This window comes from Pseudomonas sp. xss_4 (assembly GCF_043104125.1).
Taxonomy (GTDB): Bacteria; Pseudomonadota; Gammaproteobacteria; order Pseudomonadales; family Pseudomonadaceae; genus Aquipseudomonas; species Aquipseudomonas parafulva_B.
In genome coordinates, this window is record NZ_JBICKJ010000025.1 from 1 (window position 1) to 14,174 (window position 14,174).

Annotated in this window: 9 protein-coding genes and 2 rRNA genes; 5 read left to right on the forward strand and 6 right to left on the reverse strand. The window is 59.0% G+C overall.

Features of this window, described 5'->3' with window-relative positions; translation table 11 throughout:
* Positions 1-60 precede the first annotated feature (60 nt).
* Together rrf (ACF8GB_RS04905) and rrf (ACF8GB_RS04910) are read left to right on the forward strand one after the other, a co-directional pair.
* Positions 61-176: ribosomal RNA gene (gene rrf, locus ACF8GB_RS04905) — 5S ribosomal RNA — on the forward strand.
* Positions 177-283: 107 nt separating this feature from the next.
* Positions 284-399, forward strand: a 5S ribosomal RNA gene (gene rrf, locus ACF8GB_RS04910).
* Positions 400-503: 104 nt separating this feature from the next.
* Here the strand turns inward: rrf (ACF8GB_RS04910) and ACF8GB_RS04915 are convergent.
* From ACF8GB_RS04915 to ACF8GB_RS04930, 4 genes are all read right to left on the reverse strand, one after another.
* Positions 504-2,918, reverse strand: coding sequence for a TonB-dependent siderophore receptor (locus tag ACF8GB_RS04915; RefSeq protein ID WP_269476184.1), 2,415 nt, complete (start codon positions 2,916-2,918; stop codon positions 504-506).
* A 171-nt stretch (positions 2,919-3,089) separates the two neighbouring features.
* A complete protein-coding gene (locus tag ACF8GB_RS04920; protein WP_326384436.1) occupies positions 3,090-4,061 on the reverse strand; it encodes a FecR domain-containing protein in 972 nt (323 codons plus the stop codon).
* A gap of 11 nt (positions 4,062-4,072) precedes the next feature.
* On the reverse strand, positions 4,073-4,570 hold the full coding sequence (locus tag ACF8GB_RS04925) for a sigma-70 family RNA polymerase sigma factor (protein ID WP_058639853.1): 498 nt from the start codon (positions 4,568-4,570) through the stop codon (positions 4,073-4,075).
* A gap of 91 nt (positions 4,571-4,661) precedes the next feature.
* The gene (locus ACF8GB_RS04930) at positions 4,662-5,351 is read right to left on the reverse strand and encodes a GntR family transcriptional regulator (protein WP_197844934.1); all 690 of its coding nucleotides are present in this window, start codon (positions 5,349-5,351) and stop codon (positions 4,662-4,664) included.
* 201 nt (positions 5,352-5,552) lie between these two features.
* Here ACF8GB_RS04930 and lapG point away from each other — a divergent pair, with 201 nt between their 5' ends.
* Both lapG and lapD read left to right on the forward strand, forming a co-directional pair.
* Positions 5,553-6,314, forward strand: coding sequence for a cysteine protease LapG (lapG, locus tag ACF8GB_RS04935; protein ID WP_178102757.1), 762 nt, complete (start codon positions 5,553-5,555; stop codon positions 6,312-6,314).
* A gap of 10 nt (positions 6,315-6,324) precedes the next feature.
* Positions 6,325-8,283 (forward strand): cyclic di-GMP receptor LapD, encoded by a 1,959-nt coding sequence (gene lapD / locus ACF8GB_RS04940; RefSeq protein WP_196126206.1) that lies wholly within the window; start codon positions 6,325-6,327, stop codon positions 8,281-8,283.
* 44 nt (positions 8,284-8,327) lie between these two features.
* Here lapD and ACF8GB_RS04945 read toward each other — a convergent pair whose 3' ends face one another.
* The gene (locus ACF8GB_RS04945; RefSeq protein WP_078477800.1) at positions 8,328-9,704 is read right to left on the reverse strand and encodes an HlyD family type I secretion periplasmic adaptor subunit; all 1,377 of its coding nucleotides are present in this window, start codon (positions 9,702-9,704) and stop codon (positions 8,328-8,330) included.
* Complete coding sequence (locus ACF8GB_RS04950) at positions 9,694-11,850, reverse strand: type I secretion system permease/ATPase (protein ID WP_028687928.1); 2,157 nt, start codon at positions 11,848-11,850, stop codon at positions 9,694-9,696. The genes ACF8GB_RS04945 and ACF8GB_RS04950 overlap by 11 nt, the downstream gene beginning before the upstream one ends.
* A 942-nt stretch (positions 11,851-12,792) precedes the next feature.
* Here ACF8GB_RS04950 and ACF8GB_RS04955 point away from each other — a divergent pair.
* Positions 12,793-14,174: retention module-containing protein (locus ACF8GB_RS04955; RefSeq protein ID WP_392526651.1), on the forward strand; the 1,382-nt coding region annotated here is incomplete at its 3' end.

Sequence of the window (14,174 nt, forward strand, 5' to 3'; positions counted from 1 at the left end):
CAAACATCACATATCCGAATTCGCTGGGCTGTCCAACAGGACATTCTGGCTACAGAATTTCTTGACGACCATAGAGCATTGGAACCACCTGATCCCATCCCGAACTCAGTAGTGAAACGATGCATCGCCGATGGTAGTGTGGGGTTTCCCCATGTGAGAGTAGGTCATCGTCAAGATTCATTTCGCAAAACCCCTATCTGCGCATGCAGGTAGGGGTTTTGTCTTTAAGTAGGAACTACAGAGATTCGCAGGCACGTCGACGACGGGCCAGCACACAGAATTTCTTGACGACCATAGAGCATTGGAACCACCTGATCCCATCCCGAACTCAGCAGTGAAACGATGCATCGCCGATGGTAGTGTGGGGTTTCCCCATGTGAGAGTAGGTCATCGTCAAGATTCAAACAAAAAGCCCCTGTCTGCGTTGCAGACAGGGGCTTTTTCTTTCCGGGTTAAACACCCCCGTAGCTAGCTTCTGATAAGCGGCTATCCCGCTGTGCGCTTCAGAACTGGTAGCTCACTGTGGCGCTGACATTGCGCTCTTCGCCCATATAGCAGTAATTCAAGCTGGCACACGAGGTGATGTAGCGCTGATTGGTCAGGTTGTTGGCATTCAGGCGGACATCCAAGCCCTTCAAACCCAGCTTACCCAGGTCATAGCCCAACGAGGCATCAACCAATGTGTAGGAAGGCACCTTGCGGCTGTTCTCTGCATCGGCCCAGCTATGCCCCACATACCTCACACCACCGCCCAATTTAAGCCCATCGAGCGCGCCTTGGCGGAAGTTGTAGTCGGCCCACAGCGAGACCATTTGCTCCGGGGCCTGGGTGGGCGAATTGCCTTTGTTGTCCAGACCGCTGGATACCAGGCTAGGCATCGACTTCGAGTACTCGATGTCGGTGTAGGTATAGCCACCCAGCAGTTTCAGATTATCAGTAACCTGCACATGCGCTTCGAGCTCCAACCCTTGTGAACGCACTTGACCAACAGGCCTGTAGAAGTCTTCGTCAGGTTGTTTGGAAGCCAGGTTCTCCTGCTCGATACGGAACACCGAGGCGGTATACAGGTTGTCGCTACCAGGTGGCTGATACTTGATGCCGGCTTCCCATTGTGTGCCCTCGGTAGGAGCGAGCGGTTTTCCGTCTTGATCGGACACGGTATTCGGGTTGAAGGACTCGGAATAGCTCACATACGGCGCCAGGCCATTCTCGAAGAGATAGAGCACCCCAGCGCGAGTCGTGAAGTTGGACCGCTTGTCACTGACCCTGGTATCGGTATCGCGATTGTCCTCTGATACCTTGACCCAGTCCTGGCGCAGGCCCAGTGAGAAGCGCCATTGATCCAGCTCCACCAGATCCTGCAGATAGACCCCCGTCTGTTGCAACCGGCGTTGGTATCGGTTTTCACCAAGCACCCGCAGGTTGCCGTTACCATACTGCGGGTTAGCCGCATCCAGGGGGTCTACAGTGCCATAGCGCCACGAGACATCGGCTTTGCGACGCTGGTAATCCGTACCCAGCAGCAGGGTGTGCTTGGCGATGCCGGTGAAGAATTCAGCCTGGACCATGTTGTCGATGATGTAGGAGTGCAGCCGCTCATCCCCCCCGGTGTAGGCTCGGTTCAGTACGGTACTGTCGGCATCTGCCCAACCTGCCGAGTACACTTGGTCCATCGACACGTCCGAGTCCTGGTAGCGGAAGTTCTGCCGCGCGGTAAATACATCGTTGAAGCGATGCTCGAACTGATAACTGAACGACTGCTGGGTGCGCTCGTAGTTATCGATGCCCGGCTCCCCTTCAAAGAAGTGATCCGACAGGCGTACCCCATTACGCTTACTCAGCATTCCGTCTGCAGGGTTGCCACCGTGATAGCCCCCGTTTGGATCATGCTGCAGGTAGGCTTGCAGGGTCAGCGATGTGTCTTCGCTGAAGTCGATGCTAAGCGACGGGGCGATGGCGTAGCGTTCTTCCTTGTTGTGATCGAACTGCGTATCCGAAGCGTCTGCCAAACCGGTCAGACGGTAGGCAATACGCTTGTCTGCATCCAATGGGCCGCTGGTGTCGAAGCCCAGCCCGCGCTGACCTTGCGTGCCGACCGATGCTTGAACTTGATGAAAAGCGGTGAACACGGGTTTCTTGGTGGTCAGTGCGACCAATCCACCCGGAGAGCTACGGCCATACAGGACCGAAGAGGGCCCTTTCAAGACATCGATCCGCTCCAGGAAATAGGGGTCGACCTGCATCGTGCTGTAGGTGCCGTTGTCCCCCATGGACTTGAGGCCGTCTACATAGATGTTATCCACCGAGCCATCGTTGAAGCCTCGCATGGCCACGTAGTCATACCGGTGCGTCGCACCATAGGGGTTGGTCATCACGCCTGGGGTATAGCGCATGGCCTGTGCGACGGTTTGAGAGCCTTGGTCGTCGATCTGTTGCCGGGTTACCACCGAAACCGATTGAGACGTCTCGACCAATGCCAGGCTGCTTTTAGTGGCGACCTGGCTATGGGTGGCGTTATAACCCTCCATGCTCCCCAAGGCATTGCCAAGGGTGAAGCCTCGAATATCCGTATCGGGTAACGCCAGCGCTGCCTCCGCTGGCTGGGCCTGTACGATGAAGGTCCGGTTTCCTTGGTTCGCTGCTGTCAGACCGCTTCCAGCCAGCAGAACCCCCAGCGCCTGCTCAGCTGAGTACTGTCCATGAAGGCCTTTGGACTGCAATCCTTGAGTGAGTGCCGGTGTACTGGAAAGCGTGATGCCCGCTTGACGGGCAAATTGATTGAGCACTTCATCCAGGGGGCCAGGCGCAATGGCATAGGTCGAGCTGACCTGCGAGGCATCAGCGGCGAGTGTCATGCCAGGCACCATGGCCAATCCAAGCGCCGTCCCCAGCAAGGCAGCGCGGATGGCATTGCTCAGCAAATCTGAGTGCAAGACAGGTCGAAAATCATTCGCGCCAAAGGCGTACAGTTTTACCCGGTTGGTTGACATGAAGGCGTCCGTAAAGTGTGCAGGAGATTCTTCTCACTGATCTAGCCGGATGCGCGGCCAAAACCCGACACATTAGAATCAGGCCTTGTTGATCAAAGACTAGGCATGGTCCAGCGCCTCCACGCGCACCCACCATCGCGTCAACTGACGGACTTGAACGGGAAGCGTGGTAGGCAGCAATTGCAGCAGTTGCTCTGGATCCTGAAGGCGAAATACCCCGGACAAGCGAAGCTCAGCAATGTCGTCGCTGCAGGTGAGATAACCCCGGCGATAACGGCTGATCTGCGTCAGGAAATCCCTGAGCAGCATGTTCTTGCCGACGATAAGGCCTTCGGTCCAGGCCATCGCGTCAATCCCTGAAGGCGCCACGTGCTCGGCACCAGTGGCGGTGACGCGCCATTCTCCACCTGGCTCTAGCCATTGGATCAGGCCGGTGCCCTGCCTGCGGGTGAATACCCGCCCCTCGCTGACGACCACCCGCAGGCAATCGTCCTCCACACGCCCCACGAAGCGCCCCCCGACGGTTTGCAACGATGCGGTACTGGTGCGCAGCGTGACTGGCGCTTGTCCAGGACCTGCCTGTCGACAGTCCAGCATGACCTCCCCACGCTTGAGGTTGATCGCCAATTGCTGCCTGGTGAAGGCCACGTCCACGGCACTGCGGGTGTTGAGTTGTAATCGAGAGCCGTCGGGTAATGTCACGTGTCTGCGCTCGCCCGTGGCTGTCGCGTAGTCGGATGACCAGGCCTGCACCACACTCAAGTCCTTGCTCAGCCATGCAGCCGATCCGAACAGGGCAACGGTGCCCAGCAGCTTCAACGCCTGCCGCCGCTCAAGGCGGCGATGACTGGCCTCCAGTGTCTGCAGTGCAACCCCCGCAGCGGGCACGTGGCGCAGGTCCAAGTCCTGGTCCAGGTGCAGGACGCGCTGCCAGGCCAGCTCATGGGCCGCAGCCTCGGCCCGCCACTGCGCGATGCGTTCGTTTAGAGCCGGGTCTTCGCTGTGGCGAAGTTTCAGCATCCACTGGATTGCCTGTCTGACTGTCTTGGCGTCTGGATGAGGGCTAGGCATAAACGGTGACATTACGCTTCATAGCGCAGCAGGTAGCAATGATAAAGCGCGTCGGCAATGTAGCGCTCCACCGTTCTCACCGATACGCCCATCTGCTGTGCAATTTCCTGATAGCGCAAGCCTTCACATTGGGCTAGCAAGAAAGCAGTGCGCACCTTTGGCTTGAGGCCATCGAGCATTTTGGCGATACGTTCTAGTAGCTCCAGTAACAGCTCGCGGGTCTCAACATCGGGGGTGTTAGCCTCAGGCACCAGCGCCAGCGCTTCCAGATAGGCTTTATGCAGTTCCTCTCGACGCCAATGGTCGATGATCAACCCGCGCGCCACCGTGCGCAGAAACGCCCTGGGCTGCTGTATCTGCAGATGCTCGCGGCGTTGCAACAGCCGCATGAAAGTATCCTGAGCTACGTCAGCAGCGTCGGCCGCATTGCCAAGCCTGTGGCGCAGCCAGGTGTGCAGCCAGCCATGATGAGCGCTGTAGAGGTTTTGCACGAGATCGTTGCTAGGCATGTGACACAGCTGTCGGGGCTTAAATGATAATTAGTCTCATTGTTTCGCCCGGCGCGAGATTTTGCAACCTACCTGTCGATACCCACACCATTCAGTAGGGTCGCTGGCTGTCCAAATACCTTCGAATGGTCACAGCTGCGCTGTTGAGGTGATGCTCCAATACCGCAATCGCATCGTTCACACGTTTGGCACTGGCAGCATCGACCAAGGCTGTGTGATCGTCCTGGGTGAGCTTGCCCAGGCCCATCGACGAAAGATGAAAGCGCAGAAACCGCTCCTCCTGCATCAATTCGGCATCGATCAAGCGCAGCAGTTTCTGGTTTGCTGCTTTGCTATACAGCACCATGTGAAGCTCACGATTAAGGCGAGCGATCTCGGCATGTCGCGTCTCGTTTTCCAGTTGCTGGATACGACTGCGGGCCTTGGCGATGTCCTGAGCCGTCAGAAACGGAATGGATTGGCGCAACGCCTCGCTCTCGAGCAGAACACGCAAGTCGTAGGCATCTGCCGCATCCTCGCCGATCAGCGGCGCGACGACTGCGCCCTTGTGAAGCTCCACGTTCAACAGTGACTGCGCCTCCAGTTGACGCAACGCCTCACGCACGGGCATACGGCTGACGCCATAAAGTGTCGCCAATTCCTGTTGTCTGATTGCCGTTCCGGGAGGCAAACGACCCTCGAGAATGGCACTGCGCACGCGTTCTTCAATAACGCCGCGGGCCAGATGTGGCAGCAACTGTTCACTGTTCAACACGCTGCTCAGTTTGATTTTGTCGGCCACGCAACGCCTGCCTTAAACGATTACCAAAGTTGGATCCAATGACACAAGTATAGCTGTATGACGTGTCAAATGCCGGCTTCTACAGAGCCATGCCCCAGGGCGCGGCTATGGTGGATGAAGTTGCTCTGCAAAGGAAGTGACATGACCCGCGCGGCAAGCGTTGATGCGGCGGACGCCGACCGGGAGGCCGATGATCGCGATGTGCCATTGTCTTTTGCGGTGTCAGGCCGCACCATCGCTTCTTTCGACTGGCCTGGACAGGGCTTGGCAGTGGCGATCACCCCGATGCTCAAAACCGTGCTGCACCGAGTTGCCCTGGCTGCGCTGCTGGGTGGCCTGCTGCTGGGCGGTTTGCATGCCGACTGGGATTTCGCCCAGATCAGTCGCAAGTCGCAAGCGCTGTACGGGCCCTTGGGGGAGGGCAAAGCGCGGATCGATGCCTGGCAAAACCTCATGGCCACCCAGAAGCAGGGGACAGAGCTTGAGCGTCTGCAGGTGGTCAACCGGTTCTTTAACCAACAATTGCGCTACGTCGAGGATATCGATCTATGGCACGAGGTCGATTACTGGGCAACGCCGGTCCAAGCACTGATAAAAGGGGCTGGCGATTGCGAGGATTACGCTATCGCCAAGTACTTCAGCCTCAGGCGCATGGGCATCCCCAGCGAGAAATTGCGGATCACATACGTCAAGGCCTTGCGACAGAACCGGGCACACATGGTACTGACTTATTATTCAACGCCCCAGGCGCAGCCGTTGGTGCTCGACAGCCTGATGGACGCGATCAAGCCAGCCAGCCAGCGTCCCGACCTGTTGCCCGTCTATGCCTTCAACGGTGAAGGCCTATGGCTGACAGGCGCCGGTGGCAACAAGAAAGTGGGCGACACCAAGCGCTTGTCGCGCTGGCAGGACCTATTGAAAAAAATGCAGGCCGAAGGCTTCCCGGCCGAGCCGGTTTACTGAAGGAGCACAGATGTCACTGTTCAAACAATTGCTGTTGGCTATTTGCCTGTTCCTGGTAGTGGCGTTCACCGGCAGTTTCATGGTCAGCCTGGAGAGTTCGCGAAGCCAGTATGTCAACCAGCTGCGCTCGCATGCACAGGATGCAGCCACTGCGCTGGCCCTGTCGCTTACGCCCAATATCGATGACCCTGCCATGGTCGAGCTGATGGTGAGTTCGATCTTCGACAGTGGCTACTACGCCAGTATCAAGGTGGTGGACCTGGCTTCCAATACGGTGCTCGTCGAGCGCCATGCCGAACCCGACCCTGGGGGCGTACCCCGTTGGTTCGTTCACCTGATCGGCTTGGAAGCTGCCGGCGGTGATGCGTTGGTCAGCCGTGGCTGGCAGCAGGCGGCACGCGTCGAGGTCATCAGCCACCCCATGTTCGCCATTGCCAAGCTCTGGCAAAGCGCGCTGGGCAGCCTGGGCTGGCTACTGCTCTGTGGTGCTGCCAGCGCTATCCTGGGCGCGTTGCTGCTGCGCCGGCAGCTCAAGCCGCTGGATTACATGGTCGAACAGTCCCATGCCATCGCCAGGCGTGAATTCCTGAGCCTGCCTGAACTGCCCCGCACGCCCGAGCTCAGGCGCGTTGTCCAGGCCATGAACCAGATGGTGGAAAAGCTCAAGGCACTGTTCACCGAGCAGGCCGAGCGCAGCGAGCGGTTACGCGCCGAGTCCTACCAAGACACCTTGACCGGCCTGTCCAACCGTCGCTATTTCGAAATGCAGCTCAATGCTCGGGTCAGCAACCTTGAGGAAGCACGGGCAGGCTACCTGTTGTTGCTTCGGGTTCAAGGCCTGGCGGGCCTCAACGCGCGTCTAGGTGGCCAGCGCACGGATCAGTTGCTGCAGGCGGTTGGTGAGCAATTGCGCCGCGCCTGCGCGAGCTTCCCGGAAACCAACGACCTGATTTCCCGCAGCCGTGGTGGGGAATTCGCCGTGCTGGCACCTGGTATGGTGCATGAAGAAGCCATACAGCTGGCCCAGGCGCTCGAGGCCACGCTGCAGAGCCTGCATGAGACGGGCGCTACCGATATTCAACCGGTGGCCTGCATCGGCTTGGCCCCCTTCAGCCCGGGCGACGCTCCCACAGCCCTACTCAAACTGGCTGATGAGGCCCTGGCACGCGCGGAGAACCAGCCAACCCCAGGTTGGGTCTGCCTGGAGCAAGGCGTCGCTGCCGTGGCTGCCGACAGCCAGCACGACTGGCATGAGCGCCTTGACCAGGCCTTCACCAACGGCCACTTCGAGCTGTTCTTCCAGCCGGTGGTCGATTGTGCAACTGCCCAGCATGTGCTGCATCACAAGGTGATATCCCGCCTGAAGGATCGACAAGGCGAGGCGCTGCCAGCCGGTCGATTCCTCCCTTGGCTCGAGCGCTTTGGCTGGATGCCAAGGCTGGACCTTCTGGTGCTGCAGAAGGTGCTGGCGCACATGCGTGGCCACGACCAGGTGCTGGCGCTGAACCTCTCCGCCGCTACCTTGGCGGACGCCCAGGCTCTGCACCGCATTTTCGAACTGCTCAGCCAGAACGTCGCTCTCGGATCGCGTTTGGTGTTCGAAATCGGAGAAGAGCAGCTACCAGACCAGCCGGCGTTGGAGAAACTGACCCGAAGGCTGCATAGCCTTGGCTTCGGCCTGGCACTGCAACGGTTTGGCGGGCGCTTCAGCATGATCGGCAACCTGTCCCACCTTGGGTTGGCCTACCTGAAGATTGATGGCAGCTACATCCGCAACATCGACCATGAGCAGCATAAGCGTTTGTTCATCGAGGCGATCCAGCGTGCCGCACACAGCATCGACCTGCCCCTGGTGGCCGAACGCGTGGAAACCGAAGGCGAGCGCGCAGTGCTCTGCGAAATGGGTGTAGGGGGTATTCAGGGGCAGTTGGTGGGTGAACCTGCCCCTTGGGCGCACGATAAGCGCTGACCCACAGTGATGAGGGCCCGCACGCAGAACGTGCGGGCACCGCCTCAGCGTTCGCGCAAGGCCTCGGAGCGGGCTTTCATGATGGGCTTGAGCAGGTAGCTCATGATGGTCTTCTTGCCGGTCATGATATCGACCGTCGCCACCATACCGGGAATGATCAGCAGCGGCTTTTCATCGGTGCCCAGATGGCTGCGGTCGGTACGCAGCTTGATCAGGTAGTACGTGGTCTTCTTGTCTTCGTCGGTGATGGTATCGGCGCCGATCTGCTCGAGCTTGGCCTTGAGCCCCCCGTAGATGGTGTAGTCGTACGCGGTGAACTTGACCGTGGCTTCCTGGCCTGGGTGCAGGAAGGCAATGTCCTTCGGCAGGATCTTGGCCTCGATGACCAGCGTATCGTCCAGCGGCACGACCTCAATGATGTCGCTGCCTGGCTGAATCACGCCGCCGATGGTGTTGACCAGCAACTGCTTGACGATACCCCGTACAGGCGAGGTGACCATGGTGCGGTGGACACGGTCATCCAGCGCCTTGCTAGTAGCGGTCGCCTTGTTCAGTTCGGTCCGGGCTTCGTTCAGTTGGGTGAGCGCCTCGCTTCGGAACTTGCCGCGGGTCTCCTCGATCTTGCTCTGCACTTCTCGAACGGCCGCTTCGGCACGGGGGATGGCCAGCGACGTGGAATCGAGCTGACCACGGTTTTCAACCTCGGCACGACGCAAGCGCAACACTTCTACCTGAGAAATGGCACCCGTCGCTACCAAAGGCTCCGACATGCTGATCTCTTTACGCAGCAGCTCAAGGCTGTTGGCGTACTGCCCGCGCTTGGAGCTGTACTCGCGCAGTTCCTGCTGGCGCTGGACCAGCTGCTGTTGCAATCCGCCAATCTCGTCCTGAAGCTGTTGGCGCCGACTCTGGTACAAGGATTCCTCGCTGGCCGCTTGGCTAGGTGCGGCCTTGCGCAATTCTTCGTCGATCTTTAGCGGCTTGTCGTCAACCTCCGCACTCAGGCGCTGAACCCGCAGGGCCATGGCCAGCCGATCGGCTTCCGTTTCCCCCACGTTGGAAGCGAAGCGGGTTTCATCCAGGCGCAGCAGCGGCTGCCCCACCTCGACGATCTCGCCTTCCTTGGCGAAGATTTCCGCCACGATGCCGCCTTCCAGGTTCTGGATTTTCTGCACCTTGGATGACGGGATGGCCTTGCCCTCACCACGCGTCACTTCATCGATGGGCGCAAAACTGGCCCAGACGATCAGAAATACAAAGAACAGAATGACGCCCCAGATCGTCAGGCGCACCACACGCGGCGCATCTTCGATAAGGGCCTTGTTGACCTCGGGCAGCGGCTGACCGCCCAGCGAGTCACTGCCTTTGAAGTAACGCCGCAGGCCTTCCTTGAGTTGCCCGAAATCCAGCTTATGCGACACTGATCTGCCCCTTCTTCAACGCATCCATGACGGCCGCTTTCGGGCCATCGGCAACGATCTGCCCGCGATCGATCACGATCAGGCGGTCCACGAGTGACAGCAGCGAAGCCCGGTGAGTCACCAGCAGCACCGTCTTGCTTTCCACCACAGCCTGCAAGCGCTGTTTCAAGCGTTCCTCGCCGGTGTTGTCCATGGCGCTCGTGGGTTCGTCGAGCAGCAGGATCTGTGGGTTCAACAGCAAGGCGCGGCCCAAGGCCACGTTCTGACGCTGCCCGCCGGACAGGTTCTGCCCACGTTCGCCTACCTGCAGCTCGTAGCCGTCCGGATGCAGCCGCGCGAATTCATGCACGCCCGCAAGCTCGGCCGCCTGCAAGATCATTTCGTCGTCGATGTAGCGGGCCCCGCTGACCAGATTGTCCCGCAGCGTGCCCGCCAACAGCTGAATGTCCTGGGGCACATAACCAATGTTGTGGCGCAGTTCGCTGACATCGATCTGGCGAATATCCACGCCGTCGACCAGCAATGAGCCGCCATCGGCCTCGTACAGGCCAACGATCAGCTTGGCCAGTGAACTCTTGCCCGACCCGCTGCGCCCGATGATCCCCACCTTTTCGCCAGGGCGGATGGTCAGGTTGATGTTCTTAAGCGCCATGTTCTGCTGGTTAGGGTAGGTGAAGTCCACGCCGCGGAACTCTACGCTGCCCTGCAATACTCTGCGGCTGAGCGGGCGCTCTTCGAAGTTGCGCTCTTGTGGCAGCTCCATCATGTGGTCGGTGGACACCATGGTCACCTTGGCTTGCTGGTAGCGAGCCAGCAGACCATTGAGCTGCCCCAGCGGCCCAAGGGCACGGCCGCTGAGCATGTAGCACGCTACCAGGCCGCCCATGCTCAAGTTGCCGTCGATGATCAGGTAGACACCCACGCAGATCATCGCCACCCCTGCCAGCTGCTGAATGAGCAGGGTAATGTTCATCGCCAGGCTCGACAGGACTTTGACGCGCAACTCCAGCCGGCTGAGGGTACCGAGCGTCTGCTCCCACATGTACTGTCGCTCGCTCTCGGCGTTGTTGACCTTCACCGCGTCCAACCCTGCCAGGGTCTCGATCAGGCTCGACTGGCGCTCCGATGCCAGCGCCATGGTCCGCTCCATGGTCGCCATCAGCGGCCGCTGCAGTGCATAGCCGATGCCCAAGGCCAGCGGGAAGGCAATGATGGGGATCCACACCAGGTGCCCGCCGATGATTGCGATGACGATCAGGATGAGCACCGTGAACGGCAAGTCGATTAGGCTGGTCAGCGTCAACGACGCCAGGAAGTCACGTAATCCCTGGAACTCGTGAATGTTCTGGGCAAAGCTACCTACCCGGGCCGGCCGATACTTCATCGACATGCCCACGATGCGTTCGAACAGTGTCGCCGAAATGATCAGGTCGGTCTTTTTCCCTGCAAGGTCCAGGCATAACCCGCGCAGACCCTTGAGGATCAGGTCGAAGATATAGGCACCTGCGATACCGACCGCCAGCACCCATAGGGTCGAGGTCGCCTGGTTGGGAACGACCCGGTCATACACGTTCATTACGAACAGTGGCGCGGCGAGGGCGATCAGGTTGATCACCAGGCTGGCGGCGATGGCATCGATGTACAGCCACTTGCTGCGCAGCAGCGTATCTCGGAACCAGGATTTGGCCCGCGGGATCAAGTTGCCATGGTTGACGTCGAATTTGTGCTGCGGTTGAGCGAAGAACACTCGCCCGCTGTAGTCGTCCTGAAGCGTCTCGCGGCTGACCTGTACTTCGCCGCCATCGCTTTCGCTCAGCAACAGCCGCGCGGTGTCTTCGTTTTCCCACCCGAGCAACACAGCGCTGCGTCCACCCTTGAGCAACAGGATGGCGGGCATGGCGATGCTTGGGATCTGCTCCAGCTTGCGCTGCAACAGGCGGCCCTGCAGGCCGGCCCTGGCCGCCGCACGGGGCAGCAGCTCGGGGCTCAGGCGCTGGGCGGGCAAAGGCAGACCCGTGGTGAGCATCACCCGACTGGCAGGTTTCTGGTGCAGTACACACAAGCTCAGCAGACTGTCCAGCAAAGGATCGTCGTGCTGACTACGTGGGTCATGGTTGAGCTGGACTCGACTGACTTCTGATTCCACGCGGCGCTCTCTTCATCCTTGTGGTGGGTGGGGGTGAGCTAGCTGCCGATCATTTAATGGCAGCAGACTCAGGCATTCAGTGGGGCAATGCATGTCGGCGCCCGGCAGGCGTGCAGCGAGCGATGCAGTGTGTCGCCAATGGTCGCCTTGAATTAGGTGGTGAGTAAACAACTGTATCGGTCTCTTTACTACATGACGCTGATCGGCAGACAAACGTTTCATTTCTGAATCACTCTGCAACCCAGGCCTCAGCATGCTGGGAAGGAGCAGAGAAACGACATGTATTGGGCCTGTCATTACAGCCTAGCTTAATGTCATTTATCAGGCGCTGGTTTGCTGGCGTTCGTGCAACCCATGTTAGTTAAAATTCATCCCTTGAAGCCCACTCCCTTGGTCGACTCTGGCCGATAATCGCAGGCGCGTGGCAAGGGCTGGTTTAGACGATGAGCGCCTTCGGCTGCCGTTTATTCAGCGGTGAGCCAGCCTGAAAATTTGCAGCACCTCGGGTCATTCTCGGGCATGTAATCGGCAAGGTTTATGCTTACGAGACTGAGGAATGTGGCGTCAATAAACAAAATCGACCTTCTGTTGACGCTGTCGGTCCTACTGAGCCCGACGAACGGTTGAAAAGCATGTGATTTCTGGCCGCTGTCATCACTTGGGCCCGCATGCTCTGTGCCATTGCGCTGTTTTAATGACGCAAGGCATTTGCTGTTGATTGGCCCTTGGCTAAGGTAAAAATATCAATGTGACATTACCTTGGTGATTGTTTAGGATGGCCAATATAAGGTCAATAGTTTGGCAGAAATCTAACTTCATCTCGTCATAGACGGAATGTTGACGCAACCAAGCGTCAAGAGATCATCGACATAATTCCTGTTCAGGTGGCTGCGGATGCCGCTCTGGCACAGAAGTACCCCAGCGGGTCACACGGAGAGTCCAATGAGCAGCGTTGTAGCCATCGTCAAAAGTATTGTCGGCCAGGTTATTGCGGTATCCCCTGAAGGCATCAGGCGTGTGCTCATAGAAGGCGATCGACTTCTTGCAGGTGAACAGGTCCTTACCGGTCCGGGTGGCGCGGTAACGCTGGAGTTGGCAGACGGCCGGTTGCTTGACCTTGGTCGTGATACCCAGTGGAGCGCAGACACGCCTGACAGCAGTACTGACTTGGGCCAGGCCGCTGCCCAGGCAGCGCCGTCGGTCGAGGAATTGCAACAAGCGATCGCTGCAGGCGCTGACCCGACCACCGATCTTGAAGCCACGGCTGCCGGGCCGACCGCTGCGGGCGGCGGTGCGGCAGGTGGCGGCCACAGTTTCGTCATGCTGGAAGAAACGGCCGGCAGCGTTGATCCCACGATTGGCTTCCCTACAGAAGGCCTTGGTTTTGCCGCAGCGGCCGCCCCCGTGGAGGTAGCTGGAACCACTGCTGACAATCGCGTCACCGCGCCGACAACGGGCACTACGGTTGCCACCACCCTTGTGGTCGGGGCCACGCCATCGATCAGCGAAGCGGGTGGCGTCATTGTTTATACCGCTACGGTTGGCCAGGCACCGAGCAGCGACCTTCTCATCACCCTGGCCAATGGCTCTGTGATCGTCATTCCGGCCGGGCAGACCACTGGCAGTGTCAATGTCGTGATCCCGCCGAATGACACGCCCTACATTGATGGTGGGCAAATTTCGACCACGGTTACCGGTACCAGCGGGGGGAGTGGCATTTCAGTAACTCCACCTCAAGGGCCGTTGGTTACTGAAATTACAGATACCATCGATGTCACCACTGCAACGTTGACCGCCACTCCCTCGGTCACCGAAGGCGGTGTGATCACGTACACCGTGACATTGACCAACCCGGCCCAGACGCCGGTTACCGTAACCCTGTCCAACGGCCAGGTCATCACTGTTGAGGCAGGCAAGACCCAGGGCAGCATCGACTTCCAGACCCCGGCGAACGACGTCTACAACAACGGCTCGACCGTTAGCGTGACCATCGACAGCGCCACGGGCGGTAATTTCGAACAGCTGACCCCGAACCCAGCGGCTGCCGTTACTACGATCAATGATTCGATCGACACCACTACTGCCACGCTGACGGCTTCGCCAAGCGTGACCGAAGGTGGCGTGATCACTTACACCGTCACGCTGACCAACCCGGCTCAAACCCCAGTTACCGTGATCCTGTCCAACGGCCAAGTCATCACTGTTGAGGCAGGCAAGACCCAGGGCAGCATCGACTTCCAGACTCCGGCCAACGATGTTTACAACAACGGCTCGACCGTTAGTGTGACCATCGACAGCGCTACGGGGGGTAACTTCGAACAGCT